This is a genomic window from Enterobacter sp. HNDS-6 (genome assembly GCF_039850505.1).
In the GTDB taxonomy this organism is placed as follows: Bacteria; Pseudomonadota; Gammaproteobacteria; order Enterobacterales; family Enterobacteriaceae; genus Enterobacter; species Enterobacter kobei.
Genome location: NZ_CP156673.1, coordinates 2,308,551 through 2,326,948, shown reverse-complemented (window position 1 = coordinate 2,326,948; position 18,398 = coordinate 2,308,551). Strand labels below are relative to the sequence as shown.

Annotated in this window: 20 protein-coding genes; 17 read left to right on the top strand and 3 right to left on the bottom strand. The window is 59.1% G+C overall.

The window, feature by feature from the left end:
• Nucleotides 1–3: 3 nt before the first annotated feature.
• The 13 genes from phnD (at nucleotide 4) to phnP (ending at nucleotide 10,015) form a co-directional block, all read left to right on the top strand.
• Nucleotides 4–1,020 carry a phosphonate ABC transporter substrate-binding protein gene (gene phnD, locus ABFI50_RS10865; RefSeq protein ID WP_047344939.1) on the top strand — a complete coding sequence of 339 codons (1,017 nt, stop codon included), beginning with the start codon at nucleotides 4–6 and terminating at the stop codon, nucleotides 1,018–1,020.
• Nucleotides 1,021–1,138: 118 nt separating this feature from the next.
• Nucleotides 1,139–1,918 (top strand): phosphonate ABC transporter, permease protein PhnE, encoded by a 780-nt coding sequence (phnE, locus tag ABFI50_RS10860; RefSeq protein WP_023331823.1) that lies wholly within the window; start codon nucleotides 1,139–1,141, stop codon nucleotides 1,916–1,918.
• Between the two features lie 20 nt (nucleotides 1,919–1,938).
• A complete protein-coding gene (gene phnF, locus ABFI50_RS10855) occupies nucleotides 1,939–2,664 on the top strand; it encodes a phosphonate metabolism transcriptional regulator PhnF (protein WP_045282275.1) in 726 nt (241 codons plus the stop codon).
• Entirely contained in the window at nucleotides 2,665–3,117 is a 453-nt protein-coding gene (gene phnG, locus ABFI50_RS10850; RefSeq protein ID WP_014882184.1) for a phosphonate C-P lyase system protein PhnG, read from the top strand.
• Nucleotides 3,114–3,698, top strand: coding sequence for a phosphonate C-P lyase system protein PhnH (gene phnH / locus ABFI50_RS10845; protein ID WP_347486057.1), 585 nt, complete (start codon nucleotides 3,114–3,116; stop codon nucleotides 3,696–3,698). The genes phnG and phnH overlap by 4 nt, the downstream gene beginning before the upstream one ends.
• Nucleotides 3,698–4,762, top strand: coding sequence for a carbon-phosphorus lyase complex subunit PhnI (locus ABFI50_RS10840; RefSeq protein ID WP_347486055.1), 1,065 nt, complete (start codon nucleotides 3,698–3,700; stop codon nucleotides 4,760–4,762). The genes phnH and ABFI50_RS10840 overlap by 1 nt, the downstream gene beginning before the upstream one ends.
• Nucleotides 4,755–5,600, top strand: a complete 846-nt coding sequence (gene phnJ / locus ABFI50_RS10835; RefSeq protein ID WP_058690658.1) for an alpha-D-ribose 1-methylphosphonate 5-phosphate C-P-lyase PhnJ — start codon at nucleotides 4,755–4,757, stop codon at nucleotides 5,598–5,600. Before ABFI50_RS10840 ends, phnJ begins: the two co-directional genes overlap by 8 nt.
• Entirely contained in the window at nucleotides 5,597–6,352 is a 756-nt protein-coding gene (gene phnK, locus ABFI50_RS10830; protein ID WP_014882180.1) for a phosphonate C-P lyase system protein PhnK, read from the top strand. The genes phnJ and phnK overlap by 4 nt, the downstream gene beginning before the upstream one ends.
• A gap of 106 nt (nucleotides 6,353–6,458) precedes the next feature.
• On the top strand, nucleotides 6,459–7,139 hold the full coding sequence (phnL, locus tag ABFI50_RS10825) for a phosphonate C-P lyase system protein PhnL (RefSeq protein ID WP_014882179.1): 681 nt from the start codon (nucleotides 6,459–6,461) through the stop codon (nucleotides 7,137–7,139).
• Nucleotides 7,136–8,272: an alpha-D-ribose 1-methylphosphonate 5-triphosphate diphosphatase gene (phnM, locus tag ABFI50_RS10820; RefSeq protein WP_014882178.1), complete on the top strand. Its 1,137-nt coding sequence runs from the start codon at nucleotides 7,136–7,138 to the stop codon at nucleotides 8,270–8,272. Before phnL ends, phnM begins: the two co-directional genes overlap by 4 nt.
• Nucleotides 8,269–8,820: a ribose 1,5-bisphosphokinase gene (gene phnN, locus ABFI50_RS10815; protein WP_086527806.1), complete on the top strand. Its 552-nt coding sequence runs from the start codon at nucleotides 8,269–8,271 to the stop codon at nucleotides 8,818–8,820. Before phnM ends, phnN begins: the two co-directional genes overlap by 4 nt.
• Nucleotides 8,813–9,247, top strand: coding sequence for an aminoalkylphosphonate N-acetyltransferase (gene phnO, locus ABFI50_RS10810; protein WP_045135402.1), 435 nt, complete (start codon nucleotides 8,813–8,815; stop codon nucleotides 9,245–9,247). The genes phnN and phnO overlap by 8 nt, the downstream gene beginning before the upstream one ends.
• Before the next feature lie 9 nt (nucleotides 9,248–9,256).
• Complete coding sequence (phnP, locus tag ABFI50_RS10805) at nucleotides 9,257–10,015, top strand: phosphonate metabolism protein PhnP (RefSeq protein WP_023331816.1); 759 nt, start codon at nucleotides 9,257–9,259, stop codon at nucleotides 10,013–10,015.
• Between the two features lie 47 nt (nucleotides 10,016–10,062).
• Here the strand turns inward: phnP and yjdP are convergent, their stop codons facing one another.
• Together yjdP and ABFI50_RS10795 are read right to left on the bottom strand one after the other, a co-directional pair.
• On the bottom strand, nucleotides 10,063–10,383 hold the full coding sequence (gene yjdP, locus ABFI50_RS10800) for a DDRRRQL repeat protein YjdP (protein ID WP_014882174.1): 321 nt from the start codon (nucleotides 10,381–10,383) through the stop codon (nucleotides 10,063–10,065).
• A gap of 69 nt (nucleotides 10,384–10,452) precedes the next feature.
• Nucleotides 10,453–12,732 carry an ATP-binding protein gene (locus ABFI50_RS10795; protein WP_347486050.1) on the bottom strand — a complete coding sequence of 760 codons (2,280 nt, stop codon included), beginning with the start codon at nucleotides 12,730–12,732 and terminating at the stop codon, nucleotides 10,453–10,455.
• 169 nt (nucleotides 12,733–12,901) lie between these two features.
• On the opposite strand from ABFI50_RS10795, the gene ABFI50_RS10790 reads away from it, so the two are divergent.
• From ABFI50_RS10790 to lpxO, 4 genes are all read left to right on the top strand, one after another.
• Nucleotides 12,902–14,416: a sugar ABC transporter ATP-binding protein gene (locus ABFI50_RS10790; RefSeq protein ID WP_347486048.1), complete on the top strand. Its 1,515-nt coding sequence runs from the start codon at nucleotides 12,902–12,904 to the stop codon at nucleotides 14,414–14,416.
• Between the two features lie 2 nt (nucleotides 14,417–14,418).
• The gene (locus ABFI50_RS10785) at nucleotides 14,419–15,414 is read left to right on the top strand and encodes a COG4158 family protein (RefSeq protein WP_014882171.1); all 996 of its coding nucleotides are present in this window, start codon (nucleotides 14,419–14,421) and stop codon (nucleotides 15,412–15,414) included.
• A gap of 32 nt (nucleotides 15,415–15,446) precedes the next feature.
• Nucleotides 15,447–16,388, top strand: coding sequence for an ABC transporter substrate-binding protein (locus ABFI50_RS10780; RefSeq protein WP_014882170.1), 942 nt, complete (start codon nucleotides 15,447–15,449; stop codon nucleotides 16,386–16,388).
• A 234-nt stretch (nucleotides 16,389–16,622) separates the two neighbouring features.
• Nucleotides 16,623–17,531, top strand: a complete 909-nt coding sequence (gene lpxO, locus ABFI50_RS10775) for a lipid A hydroxylase LpxO (RefSeq protein WP_347486045.1) — start codon at nucleotides 16,623–16,625, stop codon at nucleotides 17,529–17,531.
• Between the two features lie 3 nt (nucleotides 17,532–17,534).
• Here the strand turns inward: lpxO and ABFI50_RS10770 are convergent, their stop codons facing one another.
• Nucleotides 17,535–18,266: a response regulator transcription factor gene (locus ABFI50_RS10770; RefSeq protein WP_014882168.1), complete on the bottom strand. Its 732-nt coding sequence runs from the start codon at nucleotides 18,264–18,266 to the stop codon at nucleotides 17,535–17,537.
• Nucleotides 18,267–18,398: the final 132 nt, after the last annotated feature.

Sequence of the window (18,398 nt, the reverse complement as noted above, 5' to 3'; positions counted from 1 at the left end):
GAAATGAACTACAAAGCCGTTGCCGCGCTGGCCTTTACCAGCATGTTCAGCATCAGCACCCTGTTAAGCCCGGCGTATGCGGAAGAGCAGGAAAAAGCGCTGAACTTCGGCATTATTTCGACGGAATCACAGCAGAACCTGAAGCCTCAGTGGGAACCGTTCCTGAAAGATATGGAAACCAAACTGGGGATCAAAGTGAATGCCTTCTTCGCCCCGGACTACGCGGGGATTATCCAGGGAATGCGCTTTAATAAAGTCGACATCGCCTGGTACGGCAACCTCTCCGCAATGGAAGCGGTGGACCGCGCCAACGGCCAGGTCTTTGCCCAGACCGTTGCGGCAGATGGCTCCCCGGGGTACTGGAGCGTGCTGATCGTGAACAAAGACAGCCCGATCAACAACCTCAACGACATGCTCGCTAAACGCAAAGAGCTGACCTTTGGTAACGGCGACCCGAACTCCACCTCCGGCTTCCTCGTCCCTGGCTACTACGTCTTCGCGAAAAACAACGCCTCCGCCAGCGACTTCAAACGCACCGTCAACGCCAGCCATGAAACCAACGCCCTGGCCGTGGCGAACAAGCAGGTGGATGTTGCCACCAACAACACCGAAAACCTCGACAAGCTGAAAACCTCCGCGCCGGACAAGCTGAAAGAACTGAAGGTGATCTGGAAATCGCCGCTGATCCCGGGCGACCCGATCGTCTGGCGTAAAAACCTCTCCGAAAGCACCAAGGACAAGGTGTACGACTTCTTTATGAACTACGGCAAAACGCCGGAAGAGAAAGCGGTTCTTGAGAAACTGGGCTGGGCACCGTTCCGCCCGTCAAGCGACCTGCAGCTGGTCCCGATTCGTCAGCTCGCGCTGTTTAAACAGATGCAAGGCGTCAAGGACAACAAAGGGCTCAAGGAAGAAGAGAAGACCAGCAAAGTCGCTGAAATTCAGGCTCAGCTTGAAGACCTCGACCGCCTGACCGCGGCACTCGGCGCCATGACCAGCGTAAATAAAGCGGTGCAGTAGTTTCTTTTCCCCCTCTCCCCGTGGGAGAGGGCCGGGGTGAGGGCATCAGCGCGCATATTTCCCCCTCACCCTAACCCTCTCCCTCAAGGGAGAGGGAATTAAAACCCAAGGAGCCAACATGCAAACCATCACCCTCCCGCCGCCAAAGCGCAGCTGGTTCTCGCTCATAAGCTGGGCCATCCTGCTGGCGGTGCTGGTTATCTCCTGGAAGGGCGCAGAAATGGATCCCCTGCTGCTCTTCAAAGATTCCGGCAACATGGCAACCTTTGCTGCCGACTTCTTCCCGCCGGACTTCAGCCAGTGGCAGGACTATCTCAGCGAAATGGCCATTACCCTGCAAATTGCCGTCTGGGGCACCGCCCTTGCCGTCATTCTCTCCATTCCGTTTGGCCTGATGAGCGCGGAAAACATCGTGCCGTGGTGGGTATACCAGCCGATGCGTCGCCTGATGGATGCCTGCCGCGCGATTAACGAAATGGTCTTTGCGATGCTGTTCGTGGTAGCCGTGGGTCTGGGTCCGTTCGCGGGCGTCATGGCGCTGTTCATCCACACCACCGGGGTGCTCTCCAAGCTGCTCTCGGAAGCGGTCGAAGCCATTGAGCCCGGCCCGGTGGAAGGCATCCGCGCCACCGGCGCCAACAAAATCGAAGAGATCCTCTACGGCGTCCTGCCGCAGGTGATGCCGCTGCTGATCTCCTACTCGCTGTACCGCTTTGAGTCCAACGTTCGCTCCGCCACGGTCGTCGGCATGGTCGGTGCAGGCGGAATCGGCGTCACCCTGTGGGAAGCGATTCGCGGTTTCCAGTTCCAGCAAACCTGCGCCCTGATGGTGCTCATCATCGTCACCGTCAGCCTGCTGGATTTCCTCTCTCAACGTTTGCGTAAGCACTTCATCTGAGAAGCGAGGCTTTGTTTTCTATGCACTTATCCAGACATCCGACCAGTTACCCAACCCGCTGGCAAGAAATTGCGGCAAAGCTCGAAGTGGAACTGCGCACGCACTACCGCTGCGGAGACTACCTGCCCGCCGAGCAGCAGCTTGCGGATCGCTATGAAGTGAATCGCCACACCCTGCGCCGCGCCATTGACCAGCTGGTCGAGCGCGGCTGGGTGCAACGCCGTCAGGGCGTGGGCGTGCTGGTGCTGATGCGCCCGTTCGACTATCCGCTCAATGCCCAGGCGCGCTTTAGTCAGAACCTGCTGGATCAGGGCAGCCATCCCACCAGCGAAAAGCTGCTCTCGGTCCTGCGCCCGGCCTCCAGCCATGTGGCGGACGCGCTGGGCATTCAGGAAGGCGATAACGTCATCCACCTGCGCACGTTGCGCCGCGTCAACGGCGTAGCGGTATGCCAGATTGACCACTACTTCGCGGACCTCGCCCTCTGGCCAGTGCTGCAAAACTTTTCCAGCGGTTCCCTGCACGACTTTCTGCAGGATGCCACGGGCATCGCCCTCAAGCGCACCCAGACGCGTATCAGCGCCCGCCGCGCGCAGGCTAAAGAGAGCAAAGTGCTCGAAATCCCCAATATGGCGCCGCTGCTCTGCGTGCGCACCCTCAACCACCGTGACGGCGAGGTCAATGCGACGGAATATTCCGTCAGCCTGACCCGTGCCGACATGATCGAATTCACTATGGAGCACTGAATGCACGTCGATACCGCCACCCGACAGCGCTGGATGCGTGTGCTGGCCCACAGCCAGCCTGCTGCCCTGCGCGATCGCATGAACGCCCTGAGCCTGACGCCAGACTACGACACTATCCGCGCACCGGAAATTGGCCTGGTGCAGATCCAGGCCCGGATGGGCGGCACCGGGCAGCGCTTTTTTGCGGGAGACGCTCCCCTCACCCGCGCCGCGATCCGCCTGAACAGCGGCACGCTGGGCTACAGCTACGTGCTGGGACGCGATAAAGCACACGCCGAGCGCTGCGCAGTGATAGACGCCCTTTTGCAGGAACAAACGCATTTTCAGACGTTAATGGAAACCCTTATTGCCCCGCTGGAAGCTGACCGCGCCGCACGACTTGCCGCACGTCAGGCCGAAGTGAATACCAGCCGGGTCGACTTCTTTACGCTCGTTCGCGGAGACAACGCATGACGCTTCAACCTGCTTTTACCCTGGCCGTCCAGGATGCCCAACAAAGTTTTCGTCGCCTGCTGAAAGCCATGAGCGAGCCGGGGGTGATTGTCTCGCTGCACCAGCTTTCACAGGGCTGGCTGCCGCTGAATCTGGCGACCACCAGCGTGTTGCTGACCCTTGCCGACAACGACACGCCGGTGTGGCTGTCAGGCGCCTTAGCTAATGACATCGCCAGCCAGAACCTGCGTTTTCACACCAGTGCCCCGCTGGTTGAGCAACCGCGACAGGCGGTCTTTGCCGTGGCCGACGAACACATCAGCCACGAGCAGCTCAACGCCCTGAGCGAAGGGAGCGCCGTTGCACCGGAAACCAGCGCCACGCTGATTCTGCAGGTCTCCAGCCTGAGCGGCGGCCGCATGCTCCGCCTGACCGGTGCAGGTATCGCCGATGAACGCATGGTTGCGCCGCAGCTGCCGGAATGCATCATTCATGAGCTGACCGAACGCCCGCACCCGTTCCCGCTGGGCATAGACCTGATCCTGACCTGCGGCGAGCGTCTGCTCGCCATCCCGCGGACCACCCACGTGGAGGTGTGCTGATGTATGTTGCCGTTAAAGGGGGCGAAAAGGCGATCGCCGCCGCCCATGCCTTGCAGGAACACAGACGACGGGGCGATGAAAAACTGCCCGAACTGAGCGTCGCCCAGATTGAGCAGCAGCTGAACCTGGCCGTTGACCGGGTGATGACCGAAGGCGGCGTCGCCGATCGCGAGCTGGCGGCGCTGGCGCTGAAGCAGGCCAGCGGCGATAACGTCGAAGCCATCTTTCTGCTGCGCGCCTGGCGCACCACGGTTCCCCGCTTCACGGCGAGCGAGCCGGTGAATACGGCGCAGATGCGCCTGGAGCGCCGTATTTCTGCCGTTTATAAAGACATCCCCGGCGGCCAGCGGCTTGGCCCCACCTACGATTACACCCATCGCCTGCTGGATTTTACCCTGCTGGCGAACGGCGAAGCGCCACGGCTCAGCACCACGGATGCCGAACAGGAGCCGTCTCCGCACGTCTTCAGCCTGCTGGCAAACCAGGGGCTGGCGAAAGCGGAAGAAGATTCGGGTACCGCGCCAGATGACATCACCCGCACGCCGCCAGTTTTCCCGTGCTCGCGCTCCTCGCGTCTGCAGCAGCTGATGCGCGGCGACGAAGGCTATCTGCTGGCGCTGGCCTACTCCACCCAGCGCGGCTATGGGCGTAACCACCCGTTTGCGGCCGAAATTCGCAGCGGCTATATCGACGTCGAAATTGTGCCGGAAGAGCTGGGTTTTGCGGTGAACGTCGGCGAACTGCTGATGACCGAATGCGAAATGGTTAACGGCTTTGTCACGCCAGAGAATGAAGACCCGCACTTTACCCGCGGCTACGGGCTGGTGTTTGGCCTGAGCGAACGCAAAGCCATGGCGATGGCGCTGGTCGACCGCGCCCTGCAGGCACCGGACTACGGCGAGCACATCGCCGGCCCGGCGCAGGATGAGGAGTTCGTGCTGGCCCATGCAGACAACGTTGAGGCCGCCGGTTTCGTCTCGCACCTCAAGCTGCCGCACTACGTCGATTTCCAGGCCGAACTGGAACTGCTGAAACGTCTGCAACGGGAGCGCGCCAATGGCTAACTTAAGCGGCTACAACTTTGCCTATCTGGATGAGCAAACCAAACGCATGATCCGCCGCGCCATCCTCAAAGCGGTTGCCATTCCGGGCTACCAGGTACCGTTCGGCGGCCGCGAGATGCCAATGCCCTACGGCTGGGGCACCGGCGGTATTCAATTGACCGCCAGCGTGATCGGGGAAGCCGACGTGCTTAAGGTCATCGACCAGGGGGCAGACGACACCACCAACGCCGTTTCGATCCGCAACTTCTTCAAGCGCGTGACCGGCGTAGCGACCACTGAAAAAACCGAAGACGCAACGCTGATCCAGACCCGCCACCGCATTCCGGAAACCCCGCTGACTGAAGATCAGATTCTGATTTTCCAGGTGCCGATCCCGGAGCCGCTGCGCTTTATCGAGCCACGGGAAACCGAAACCCGCACCATGCACGCGCTGGAAGAGTACGGCGTGATGCAGGTGAAGCTTTACGAGGACATCGCCCGCTTCGGCCATATCGCCACCACCTACGCCTACCCGGTGAAGGTCAACGGGCGCTATGTGATGGACCCGTCGCCAATCCCGAAATTCGATAACCCGAAGATGGACATGATGCCAGCCCTGCAGCTCTTTGGCGCCGGGCGTGAAAAACGCATCTATGCCGTACCGCCTTACACCCGTGTGGAGAGTCTCGATTTTGATGACCACCCCTTTACGGTGCAGGAGTGGGACGAGCCATGCGCCATCTGCGGCTCGAAACATAGCTATCTGGATGAAGTGGTGCTGGACGACTCGGGCAAACGGATGTTTGTCTGCTCCGACACTGATTACTGCCGCCAACAGAGCGAGGCGAACAGCCAATGAAACCGCTGCTTTCGGTTAATAACCTGACTCACCTATACGCGCCGGGCAAAGGCTTCAGCGACGTGTCGTTCGAGCTGTGGCCGGGCGAAGTGCTGGGGATTGTCGGCGAGTCCGGCTCCGGCAAAACCACGCTTCTCAAGTCCCTCTCCGCGCGCCTGACGCCGCAGAACGGTGAGATTTTATATGAGGGCACGTCGCTGTATGGCATGAGCGAGGCCGAGCGCCGTCGCCTGCTGCGTACCGAGTGGGGCGTAGTGCATCAGCACCCAATGGACGGGCTGCGCCGCCAGGTTTCAGCGGGAGGCAACATCGGCGAACGACTGATGGCCACCGGCGCGCGCCACTACGGTCACATCCGCGCCACCGCGCAGCACTGGCTGGAGGAGGTTGAAATCCCCGCCTCGCGTATCGACGACCTGCCCACCACTTTCTCCGGCGGCATGCAGCAGCGTTTACAGATCGCCCGCAACCTGGTCACCCATCCGAAGCTGGTGTTTATGGATGAGCCCACCGGCGGGCTAGACGTCTCGGTTCAGGCGCGCCTGCTCGATCTGCTGCGCGGCCTGGTGGTGGAGTTGAACCTGGCGGTGGTGATTGTCACCCACGATTTGGGCGTCGCACGCCTGCTGGCGGACCGTCTGCTGGTGATGAAGCAGGGTCAGGTGGTGGAAAGTGGGCTGACCGACCGCGTGCTCGACGATCCCCATCATCCGTACACCCAGCTGCTGGTGTCGTCCGTATTGCAGAATTGAGGCTGCTGTTGCCGGGTGGCGCTGCGCTTACCCGGCCTACGAACACCGCACCTGTAGGCCGGGTAAGGCGAAGCCGCCACCCGGCAAAACGAATCACGAGGCCAACATGATCCACGTACAAAACGTCAGTAAAACCTTTGTGCTCCACCAGCAAAACGGCGTGCGGCTGCCCGTCCTGCAAAACGCGTCGTTAGAGGTCGGCAACGGCGAATGCGTCGTGCTGCACGGCCACTCCGGCAGTGGAAAATCCACCCTGCTGCGCTCCCTGTACGCCAACTATCAGCCAGACGAAGGCCACATTCATATTCGCCACAACAACGAGTGGGTGGATCTGGTGCAGGCCCCCGCGCGTAAGGTACTTGAAGTGCGCCGTTCGACGATCGGCTGGGTCAGCCAGTTTCTGCGGGTGATCCCGCGGATCTCCGCTCTGGACGTGGTGATGCAGCCACTGCTGGATCTCGGCGTCCCGCGTGACACCTGTGCCGCCAAAGCCGCCAGCCTGCTGACGCGCCTCAACGTGCCGGAGCGTCTGTGGCACCTTGCCCCATCGACCTTTTCCGGTGGCGAGCAGCAGCGGGTCAACATCGCACGCGGCTTTATTGTCGACTACCCGATTTTACTCCTGGATGAACCCACCGCTTCGCTCGACAGCAAAAACAGCGCAGCGGTGATGGAACTGATCGAACAGGCCAAAGCGCGCGGCGCAGCGATCGTCGGGATCTTCCACGATGAAGCCGTGCGCGAGCGCGTAGCGGACAGACTGCACCCGATGGGGACAAACGTATGATTATCAATAACGTCAGGCTGGTGCTGGAAAACGAGGTCGTGGATGGCTCGGTTGAAATCCAGGACGGCGTCATCCGCGCGTTTGCCGAAACCCGGAGCCGCGCGCCTGACGCGATGGACGGCGAAGGTGGCTGGCTGCTGCCGGGGCTCATTGAGCTGCATACCGACAACCTCGACAAATTTTTCACCCCGCGCCCGAAGGTGGACTGGCCCGCCCATTCGGCGATGAGCAGCCACGACGCGCTGATGGTCGCCAGCGGTATTACCACCGTGCTCGACGCGGTGGCGATTGGCGACGTGCGCGACGGCGGCGACAGGCTTGAAAACCTGGAGAAGATGATTAACGCCGTGGAAGAGACGCAAAAGCGTGGCCTTAACCGCGCCGAGCACCGCCTGCATCTGCGTTGTGAACTGCCGCACCACACCACCCTGCCGCTGTTTGAAAAACTGGTGGGCCGCGAGCCTGTCTCGCTGGTCTCCCTGATGGACCACTCGCCGGGGCAGCGTCAGTTCGCCAACATTGAGAAGTATCGTGAATACTATCAGGGCAAATACTCGCTCAACGATGCCGAGATGGCGCGCTACGAAGAAGAACAGCTGGCGCTTGCGGCACAGTGGTCGCAGCCGAACCGTCTCAGGATTGCCGCAATGTGCCGTGACCGCAATATTGCGCTGGCAAGCCATGACGATGCCACGCACGATCATGTGCGTGAATCCCACCAGCTTGGTAGCGTGATCGCCGAATTTCCCACTACGTTCGAAGCCGCAGAGGCGTCACGTCAGCACGGGATGAACGTGCTGATGGGCGCGCCGAACATCGTGCGCGGCGGCTCGCACTCCGGCAACGTGGCGGCAAGCAAGCTCGCCTCGCTCGGCCTGCTGGATATCCTCTCGTCTGACTACTACCCCGCCAGCCTGCTGGATGCGGCATTCCGGGTCGCGGACGATGAGGAGAACCGTTTTACGCTGCCGCAGGCCATTCGCCTGGTGACCAAAAACCCGGCCGCCGCACTCAATCTTCAGGATCGCGGTGAGATTGCCGAAGGAAAACGGGCAGATCTGGTGCTTGCCCACCGCAAAGGCGAGCATATTCATATCGACCACGTCTGGCGTCAGGGAAAAAGGGTGTTCTGATGGGAAGACTTATCTGGTTGATGGGGCCGTCCGGCTCCGGTAAGGACAGCCTGCTGTCTGCCCTGCGGCAGCGGGAACATTCACAGCTGCTGGTGGCGCACCGCTATATTACCCGCGCGGCGAACGCCGGAAGTGAAAACCATATCGCCCTGAGCGAGCAGGAGTTTTTCACCCGCGCCGGGCAAAACCTGCTGGCACTGAGCTGGCACGCTAACGGTTTCTACTATGGCGTCGGCATTGAGATCGACCTCTGGCTGCACGCGGGTTTTGATGTGCTGGTCAACGGCTCACGCGCCCATCTGCCGCAGGCAAAAGCCCGATATGAAACGGCCCTGCTGCCGATCTGCCTGCAGGTTTCCCCGGACGTTCTGCGCAGCAGGCTGCAAAACCGGGGGCGCGAAAACGCGCGGGAGATTGACCAGCGTCTGGAGCGCGCGGCGCGCTACACCCCTTCAGGCTGCCATGTCCTCAATAACGACGGAAGTTTGCTACAGTCAGTCGAGAGCTTTTTATCCCTTATCCGTCAGAAGGAGAAACAGCATGCCTGACTGCCAGCTTCGCCCCGCCACTGCTGATGATGCGCAGAGCGTGTACGCCCTCATCTGCGAACTTAAGCAAGCAGAGTTCGATCACCAGGCGTTTCATGCCGGCTATCTGGCTAATCTGCAGGATCACAATATGCGCTACCAGCTTGCCGAGCTGGACGGGGAAGTCATCGGCATGATCGGTCTGCACATGCAGTTTCACCTCCATCACGCCCGCTGGATCGGCGAGATCCAGGAGCTGGTGGTAATGCCGCAAGCGCGCGGGTTAAAGGTGGGTAGCCAGTTGCTCGCCTGGGCAGAGGACATTGCACGACAGGCTGGCGCGGAGTTGACAGAACTTTCCACCAGCGTGAAGCGCGTGGACGCCCACCGTTTCTACCTTCGTGAAGGGTATACGCAGAGCCATTTCCGCTTCACCAAACCGCTGTAGAGGTGAGTGATGAGTCTGACCATAACGTTAACCGGCACCGGCGGTGCCCAGCTGGTGCCCGTCTTTGGCTGCGACTGCGCGGCGTGTAGACGCGCGCGTTTGCAGGAAAATTATCGCCGTCGTCCCTGCAGTGCGGTGGTCAAATACAACGATGCGGTCACGTTGCTGGACGCCGGTATTCCACACCTGATGGAGGACTGGCCCGCGGGCAGTTTTCAGCAGTTTTTACTCACTCACTATCATATGGATCACGTTCAGGGGCTGTTTCCCCTGCGCTGGGGCGTGGGTGCAACGATTCCGGTCTACGGCCCACCGGACGACGCGGGGTGTGACGACCTGTTCAAACATCCGGGGATCCTGGATTTCAGTCATACGGTCGAACCGTTTGTGGTGTTTGAGCTACAGGGACTGCGGGTGACGCCGCTGCCCCTCAACCATTCGAAGCTGACGTTTGGCTATCTGCTGGAATCCGCCCACAGCCGCGTGGCGTGGCTTTCAGACACGGCGGGATTACCGGAAAAAACGGTGAAGTTTCTGCTCAACAATCAGCCGCAGGCGATAATCATCGACTGCAGTCATGAACCGCGTGACGAGCCGCCGCGTAACCATTGTGATTTGAACACCGTGGTTGCGTTAAACGAGGTGATTGGCTGTCCGCAGGTGATCCTGACGCACATCAGCCATCAGTTTGACGTGTGGATGATGAACAACCCGCTGCCGAACGGTATCGAAGCGGGCTATGACGGCATGGTGCTGGTACTCGACTGAGTTTTGCCGGGTGGCGGCTGCGCCTTACCCGGCCTACGGACCAGGCTTTAGCCGCGATCGTAATCGTCTTCTAACCGCCGTTCATCCTCTTCCAGTCGACGCCTGTCGTCATCTAACTGACGTTGACGCTCGTCTAAACGGCGGCGTCTGTCTTCGAGCTGCCGACGGCGATCGTCGTACTGACGGCTGTCGCTTTGACGGCTGCGATCGTAGCGATCGTCGTCGTCATTACGGCTGCTGTCGGGGTTATAAGCATCGTTGATCGCCTGCTGAATGTTGCCAATGGCATCATCAATCACGTCGGCGTGGGCCAGCTGGCTGGTGAGTGACAGCAGACCCAATATCAGAGCGGAAAAGTAACGTTTCATAAGGCCAGACTCACAGGTGGACTGGCGTTAAGGTAATCAACGGGACTGTGCCGGAGTAGCGGAGGAATCTCAAATTACCATCACCTTACGCAGCGCCTGTGCCAGCTGTACGCGGGTAAACGGCTTACGCAGTAACTGAACGTCCGGCAGCTGAGGGTTATGCGTAGGCCGCAAATCCTGGCCGCTGATCAGCAGCACCGGAAGCTGCGGATAATGACTGCGCACATGGTTAATGACCTCCGCTCCACTGAGGCTTCCGGGCAGCATCAGGTCGCTGATAAACATGCCAATATCCGGCGATGCCTCCAGCATGCTCAGGGCCTGCTCGCCATTCTCCGCTTCGAGTGTCAGGTAGCCTAGCTGATGCAGCTGCTCACACAGGGTCTGGCGGACATCCGCCTCATCTTCCAGTACCAGCACCAGCCGCTCGCTATCCGGGGAGGTGGTAGCCGGGAGCGCCTCACTTTCAGACACGGTGGAAAACGTCGAGCGCGGCAGATGGAGCCGAACGGTGGTGCCCTGCCCCGGCGCGCTTTCAATCTCCACGCGTCCCCCGGACTGACGCACAAAACCGTACACCATCGACAACCCTAATCCGCTGCCACTTCCGGTCTGTTTGGTGGTAAAGAACGGTTCAAAGACCCGGGATTTCACCTCCTGCGCCATACCGCTACCATGGTCAATGACCTCCAGCGCCACCATATCCTGCCTGCGGCCGTCGCTGCGGGTCACGCGCTGGTTCCATGTACGAATTTTAATGACGCCGCTTTGCCCTTCCATCGCATCGCGGGCGTTCATCACCAGGTTGATAATCGCGTTTTCCAGCTGGCCGACGTCTATCCATGCGGGCCATGCCGGGGTTTGCGCTTCAATCTCCAGAGTCAGGGTGACAGGCAAGGAGTGGCGCATCAGTTCCCGCAGGTTCTCCAGCAGCGGTTTCATCTCAACGGTATGCGGCGTCAGGGATTGCTTGCGGGAAAATGCCAGCAGGCGCTGGGTCAGCATGGCGCCGCGTTCGGCCGCCTTCAGCGCCCGGGTAATACGCGGCGCGTCTTTTGATTCGGGGTCGGTCAGCTCAAGACTGCCGATGATCACCGCCAGAAGATTATTAAAATCATGCGCCAGCCCGCCGGTCAGCTGTCCGACAGCCTTCATCTTCTGGCTGTGGAGCAACGCTTCTTCCAGTCCCTGACGCTCGATGCGGTCAATCTCCATCTGCGTCGTTTTCTCTTTCAGCAGACGCGTCGTGTGCTCAAGTGAAGCAGTGTTGCGGGCAAAAACGTTAAACGCGCGCGCCAGCTCGCCCAGCTCGTCCCGCCGCTGCAATGCGGGCACCGAGACATCCTGTTCGCCACGGGCAAGGCGCGACATGGCCCGGGAGATAGCCGTCAGGTTGGAGGCCAGGTTACGGTAAATATACCAGCAGGCGCACCCGGTGATGATCAGCGCCAGCACGGCGAAAATGCTGATAAAAACGCTAATGGATTGCAGCTCGTGATGGCTCTGGGCCGTGCGAAGCCGGGAGGCTTGCGCGACCTGTTCAACGTACTGATTGATATCGCTATTCAGTATCGCCACCAGCGCCTTGATGTGGAACATATACCAGCTTATTGCCAGATCGCTCTCTGCCAGCTGCGTCGACAGCGGGGCAAGCTTACGCAGCTCGGCGTTAAAGTCGGGCAGCACAACGTTGACCGCAGGCTGCGTCGCGCGCTGGGGCAACATCGCCGTCACCGTATCCAGCTGCTGTATCGTGGCGCGTGGTGAAGGGGTTTCGATGGCGGCGGCGATCAGCTTGTCCATTTCCATCAGCAGCTGCGCATCCGGAACATCGCTGCCAGTACGGCGGTTGATGTCCTGCAGATGACGCAGGTAACTCTGGCTCTGGTAGAGCGAACTGAGCAGCGCGTTACGCTCCAGATGGCGTCGCTGCCCGCGCTCCAGCATCCCCGTCACGCCTTGCTGTAATTCATTGCTTCTCTGAATAATCCGCGCCACCAGCGCCGGCTCCAACTGCGCCAGCGGCGCATCGGCCAGCTGCTCCAGCGAGCGGCGCAATGCCGTTTGCATCTGCTTTAACCGCTCCGCCTCGCCTTTGTACTCCAGCGATCCGACTACCTGCGACAGCCGCACCGCCGCCGTCGCCACGTTAGCCGTATCGCGAGCGAGGTTCATGCTGCCGGTCATGTCATCCAGCGTTTGCTGCTGCACCTGCTCCTGGATCTGGCTGGCATGACGGAAGCCAAGCACCGCCACGCCGCTGACCATCAGCGTGACCGCAACAACCAGCAGATTGAACATCAGCAGGCGGCCACGGGCACTGGTAAAAAACGGGGGGCGTGATGACATCTCTTTAGGCTCCTTAGCGGTCTGATGCCCTCACCCACGGGGAGAGGGAAAAGAGAAATGTGACGGCGGTTAGCTATTCATAACTATGACAAATATGAACAGCTTCTGACATTTTGCATTTACGCACCTGTGATGAAGTGCAGATATCGACATTCACAGGAGATCCGCCATGAGCAGAACCCCGGTTTTAGAGATGCGCGGCATAGCCAAAACCTTTGGCAATTTCCACGCGCTCAAGGGCGTGGATTTGACGGTTTTCCCCGGTGAGATCCACGCGCTGATGGGCGAAAATGGCGCGGGCAAAAGCACGCTGATGAAAATCCTCGCAGGTGCCTACACCGCCACCCACGGTGAGATCCTGATCGACGGACAGCCGTTTCACATCAAAGGGCCGAAAGATGCCCTGGCCGCAGGCATTACCTTGATTTACCAGGAGATGCAGCTCGCCCCCAATCTGACCGTGGCGGAAAACATTTTCCTCGGCAGCGAACTGTCGCGCGGCGGGCTGGTTCAGCGTAAAGAGATGGCCGCCCAGGCGCAGGCGGTGATCGATCGCCTCGGCGCCCAGTTCAGCGCCACCGATCGGGTGATGAAGCTGACCATCGCCGAACAGCAGCAGGTGGAAATTGCCCGCGCGCTGCACCGCAACAGCCGCATTCTGGTGATGGACGAACCCACCGCCGCCCTCTCTTCACGCGAAACCCACCGCCTGTTTGAACTGATTCTGCGCCTGCGCGATGAAGGCATGGCGATTATCTATATCAGCCACCGTATGGCGGAAGTGTATGAACTCTCTGACCGCGTCAGCGTTCTGCGTGACGGGCAGTACGTCGGCAGCCTGACGCGCGACAAGCTCAACGCCTCCGAGCTGGTGAAAATGATGGTGGGCCGCCCCTTAAGCGATCTGTTCAACAAAGAGCGCGATATCCCTCTCGGCAGCCCGCGCCTGAACGTCCACCACCTTACCGACGGTAAAAAAGTGCGGCCGTGCAGTTTACAGGTCCGTTCCGGCGAAATCGTCGGGCTGGCCGGGCTGGTCGGTGCCGGACGCTCCGAGCTGGCGCAGCTGATTTTCGGCGTGCGCAAAGCCACGGGCGGCATGATTGAGGTGGACGGCGAGCCGGTGGTGATCCACTCCCCGCGCGCGGCCATTGAAAACGGGATCGGTTTTCTCACCGAGAACCGTAAGGAGCAGGGGCTGTTTCTGGAGCTGGCGGCGCAGGAGAACATCACCATGGCGACGCTGGAACGCGATGCCACCTTCGGCATGCTGAACCGCAAAAAAGCCCAGTCCATTTCCGATGACGCTATCGCCCTGCTCAACATTCGTGTGCCCCATTCACAGGTACGCGCGGGCGGACTGTCCGGCGGTAATCAGCAAAAACTGCTGATCTCGCGCTGGGTGGCGATAGGCCCGCGCATACTGATTCTGGACGAACCCACCCGCGGCGTGGACGTTGGCGCGAAAAGCGAGATCTACCGCATCATGAACCAGATGGCGCGTAAGGGCGTAGCAATTTTGATGATCTCCAGCGAACTGCCGGAAGTGGTGGGCATGAGTGACCGGGTGTACGTGATGCGCGAAGGCAGCATTGCGGGTGAACTCCACGGGCGCGATATCTCTCAGGAAAACATCATGACGCTGGCAACCGGCGTGGACGACACACATCATCAGGCGGTGTAATTATGACAACTCCAACCCATCCGCAGCAGGTGGCGAAATCCGCCTCCGCCAAAAAAATGCTGATGAGCGATCTGATGCAAACGATCGGCATTTTACCTATTTTAATTCTGATCGTGGCGGTATTTGGCTTTATCGCCCCTAACTTCTTCACCGAGAGCAACCTGCTCAACATCACCCGTCAGGCGTCAATCAACATCGTGCTGGCAGCGGGGATGACCTTCATCATCTTAACCGGTGGGATTGACCTCTCCGTGGGGTCGATTCTCGGTACTACCGCCGTTGCGGCAATGGTGGTGTCGCTGATCCCGGAATTCGCCGGACTTTCTATTCCGGCGGCGCTGATGCTCGGCATGGTGCTGGGGCTGTTCAACGGCGCGCTGGTGGCCTTTGCCGGGCTACCGCCGTTTATCGTCACGCTCGGTACCTATACGGCGCTGCGCGGCGCGGCCTACCTGCTGGCAGACGGCACCACGGTGATCAACTCGAACATCAACTTCGAGTGGATCGGCAATAACTACCTCGGTCCCGTGCCATGGCTGGTGGTCATTGCTTTGGCGGTCATTGCTATCTGCTGGTTTATCCTGCGCCGCACTACGCTGGGCGTTCACATCTACGCCGTGGGCGGCAACATGCAGGCGGCGCGCCTGACGGGTATCAAGGTCTGGATGGTACTGCTGTTTGTCTACGGCATGAGCGGGCTGCTCTCCGGCCTCGGTGGCGTGATGAGCGCCTCACGCCTTTACAGCGCCAACGGCAACCTCGGTACCGGCTATGAGCTGGATGCGATTGCGGCGGTGATCCTCGGCGGTACCAGCTTCGTCGGCGGGATCGGCACGATCACCGGCACGCTGGTGGGGGCATTGATTATCGCCACCCTCAACAACGGCATGACGCTGATGGGCGTCTCCTACTTCTGGCAACTGGTGATCAAAGGGGCGGTGATCATCATTGCGGTGCTGATCGACAAATACCGTACCCGACACCATCAAAGTGCATAACAACAAAACCCTACAGCTTCGAGGAATAGAATATGCGTTTAAAACCGTTAGTGACCGCGCTCTGTGCTGGCGCGCTGCTTGCCGCAACGCCGTTTGCGCAGGCGAAAGATCTGAAGTCCATCGGCGTGACGGTGGGTGACCTGGCCAACCCGTTCTTTGTGCAGATCACCAAAGGTGCCGAGCTGGAAGCGCGCAAGCTGGCGGGCGATAACGTCAAAGTGACGCTTGTCTCCAGCGGTTACGATCTCGGTCAGCAGGTGGCGCAGATCGATAACTTTATCGCCGCGAAAGTGGACATGATCATCCTCAACGCCGCGGATTCCAAAGGGATCGGCCCGGCGGTGAAACGCGCGAAGGATGCCGGGATCGTGGTCGTGGCGGTTGACGTGGCGGCGGAAGGTGCCGATGCGACCATCACCTCCAATAACACCCAGGCGGGCGAAATGGCCTGTAAGTACATTACCGATCGCCTGAAAGGCAAAGGCAATGTGGTGATCATCAACGGACCACCGGTCTCAGCGGTGCAAAACCGTGTGGAAGGTTGCCAGATGGAATTCAAAAAACATCCGGATATCAAGGTGCTCTCGGATAACCAGAACGCCAAAGGCAGCCGTGAAGGCGGTCTGGAAGTCATGACCTCTCTTCTGGCGGCCAATCCGAAGATCGACGGCGTATTCGCGATTAACGATCCTACCGCGATCGGCGCCGATCTGGCGGCAAAACAGGCGCAGCGCAATGAATTCTTCATTGTGGGTGTGGATGGCAGCCCGGATGGTGAAGAAGCGCTGAAGCGGGAAAACTCCCTGTTTGTGGCAACCCCGGCACAAGATCCGCAGGTGATGGCGGCAAAAGCGGTCGAGATCGGCTACGACATTCTCCAGGGTAAACCGGCACCGAAAGAACCGGTGCTGATCCCGGTGACGATGATCGATAAAAAGAACGTCGGTACCTATAAAGGATGGACGGTTAAGTAACCCCTCAGCCTAAACCCTCTCCCCTTTGGGGAGAGTGGGTGGCAAAAAACGCTGGCCGGGCTGCAGGCTTTTATTCGCGAGGGCAATTAATTTAACAATAATTGCGATTTTTCATTACAGTTCTATGAATTTTACATTCCCGAACTACACTCTCTCCATCTGGCATATTCGGCGTGGGCAGACACTCTGTCCGCACGCTTTTCCGAAATGAGATAGAAAGAGGACAAGGGAAAAATGTTCGCAGCCATCATCATCGGTATTTTCATTATTAGCGTTATTTACGCGCATTCACGCGGGAAAGAAAAACAGACGCTGTCTCGTCAGTTGTTCGACCATTCGACGTTCATGGCCCCCATCAATATGTTTATGACGGCGTTCTCTTCCCTGCCCGCCAGGGAGGCTTTCTTTGAGACAGAGCGTTTCCCTGAATTAAAAACGCTGACGGAAAACTGGCAGGTTATTCGTGAAGAGGCTGTGCGTTTACAGGATCATATAAAGGCGGCGCAAAATAATAACGACGCTGGCTTTAACACCTTTTTTAAACGCGGCTGGAAACGTTTTTATCTGAAATGGTACGCCGACGCTCACCCTTCTGCGCAAGCGCTTTGCCCGGTGACCACGCAACTGGTGAGTCAAATTCCTTGCGTAAAGGCGGCGATGTTTGCCGAACTGCCTGCGGGGGCAAAGCTGGGCAAGCATCGCGATCCCTACGCGGGCTCGGTTCGCTATCATCTGGGCTTATCTACCCCGAATGACGATCGCTGCTTTATTGAAGTGGACCAGCAGCGCCATAGCTGGCGCGATGGCGAGGCCGTCATTTTTGATGAGACTTACGTTCACTGGGCAGAAAATAAAACCGATCAAACGCGCATTATTCTTTTCTGTGATATCGAGCGTCCGATGAAGTGGGGCTGGGCACAGGCAGTTAACCATTGGGTAGGGACGACGCTGATGTCTGCAGCCAGCTCACCCAATGATGAGAATGACCGCACTGGCGGCATTAATCGCATTTTTAAATATGTTCATGCGGGGCGCGAACGCGGACAGCGTCTTAAAAAACGAAATCGTAAAGCCTATTATGCCCTCAAGTACCTGTGCATCAGCGCCTTTTTTGCCGCCCTTCTTATTCCGGCGATAACATAGACCTTATGCCGCCTGTTCGGGGCGGCTAACATCGGTGGCAAATACATACCCCAGTCCACGAATGGTTTTAATGAGTGCAGGCTGATGCGGGTTGACCTCGATTTTCCGGCGCAGACGCATGATCAGCACGTCGATAGTCCGGTCAAACACCTCCGTGCTTTCGCTGTGGGTGAGTTCCAGCAGTTGATCGCGGCTGAGTACCCGGCGGGCATTTTGCGTAAGCGCCAGCAGCAGGCCATATTCCCCCTGGGTCAACGGCACGACGTTACGCTGCGGATCAATCAGTTCACATCGGGAGGTATCCAGCGTCCAGTTGTCGAAGGTTATCCCCGCTACGCGTGGCATCGGCGTTTCTGCGGCCAGCACGCCGGTCCGACGCAGGACCGCTTTAACCCGGGCAACCACCACGCGCGGATTAAACGGTTTGCCAATATAGTCGTCGGCTCCCATCTCCAGCCCCACTACCACGTCGGATTCACTGCCCAACCCGGTTAACATGATCACCGGTAGCGCCGGACGCTGCTTTTGCAACTGCAGCAAAACCTGTAACCCATTGATATCTGGCAGCATCATATCCAGCAGGACAAGGGCGATCTCCGGCGTCTGTTGTACCCGGCCTGGCACATCCTGACCGTTATGGCAGACAAGCACGTCAAAGACGTGTTCACTCAGCACATCCTGCAGCAGTTCGCACACTGCCAAATCGTCATCAACCACCAGAATCGCCGGTTTCATCATATGCTTCCGTCAGGGGATTATGTTAAGTCTGAACCATTCTGCCGTCGGCTCCAGTGAAAGGGTGTTTTCCATGACGGAAATTCAACCCATGTCACATACCCTGCCCATTCGACACGTCAATTTTGACGA

Coding starts and splice junctions, on each gene's coding strand:
- phnE (WP_023331823.1), top strand. CDS start 1,139: ATGCAAACCATCACCCTCCCGCCGCCAAAGCGCAGCTGGTTCTCGCTC.
- ABFI50_RS10790 (WP_347486048.1), top strand. CDS start 12,902: ATGAGCAGAACCCCGGTTTTAGAGATGCGCGGCATAGCCAAAACCTTT.
- yjdP (WP_014882174.1), bottom strand. CDS start 10,383: ATGAAACGTTACTTTTCCGCTCTGATATTGGGTCTGCTGTCACTCACC.
- ABFI50_RS10780 (WP_014882170.1), top strand. CDS start 15,447: ATGCGTTTAAAACCGTTAGTGACCGCGCTCTGTGCTGGCGCGCTGCTT.
- ABFI50_RS10840 (WP_347486055.1), top strand. CDS start 3,698: ATGTATGTTGCCGTTAAAGGGGGCGAAAAGGCGATCGCCGCCGCCCAT.
- phnD (WP_047344939.1), top strand. CDS start 4: ATGAACTACAAAGCCGTTGCCGCGCTGGCCTTTACCAGCATGTTCAGC.
- phnP (WP_023331816.1), top strand. CDS start 9,257: ATGAGTCTGACCATAACGTTAACCGGCACCGGCGGTGCCCAGCTGGTG.
- ABFI50_RS10770 (WP_014882168.1), bottom strand. CDS start 18,266: ATGAAACCGGCGATTCTGGTGGTTGATGACGATTTGGCAGTGTGCGAA.
- phnL (WP_014882179.1), top strand. CDS start 6,459: ATGATCCACGTACAAAACGTCAGTAAAACCTTTGTGCTCCACCAGCAA.
- phnF (WP_045282275.1), top strand. CDS start 1,939: ATGCACTTATCCAGACATCCGACCAGTTACCCAACCCGCTGGCAAGAA.
- phnH (WP_347486057.1), top strand. CDS start 3,114: ATGACGCTTCAACCTGCTTTTACCCTGGCCGTCCAGGATGCCCAACAA.
- phnJ (WP_058690658.1), top strand. CDS start 4,755: ATGGCTAACTTAAGCGGCTACAACTTTGCCTATCTGGATGAGCAAACC.
- lpxO (WP_347486045.1), top strand. CDS start 16,623: ATGTTCGCAGCCATCATCATCGGTATTTTCATTATTAGCGTTATTTAC.
- phnK (WP_014882180.1), top strand. CDS start 5,597: ATGAAACCGCTGCTTTCGGTTAATAACCTGACTCACCTATACGCGCCG.
- ABFI50_RS10795 (WP_347486050.1), bottom strand. CDS start 12,732: ATGTCATCACGCCCCCCGTTTTTTACCAGTGCCCGTGGCCGCCTGCTG.
- ABFI50_RS10785 (WP_014882171.1), top strand. CDS start 14,419: ATGACAACTCCAACCCATCCGCAGCAGGTGGCGAAATCCGCCTCCGCC.
- phnG (WP_014882184.1), top strand. CDS start 2,665: ATGCACGTCGATACCGCCACCCGACAGCGCTGGATGCGTGTGCTGGCC.
- phnM (WP_014882178.1), top strand. CDS start 7,136: ATGATTATCAATAACGTCAGGCTGGTGCTGGAAAACGAGGTCGTGGAT.
- phnO (WP_045135402.1), top strand. CDS start 8,813: ATGCCTGACTGCCAGCTTCGCCCCGCCACTGCTGATGATGCGCAGAGC.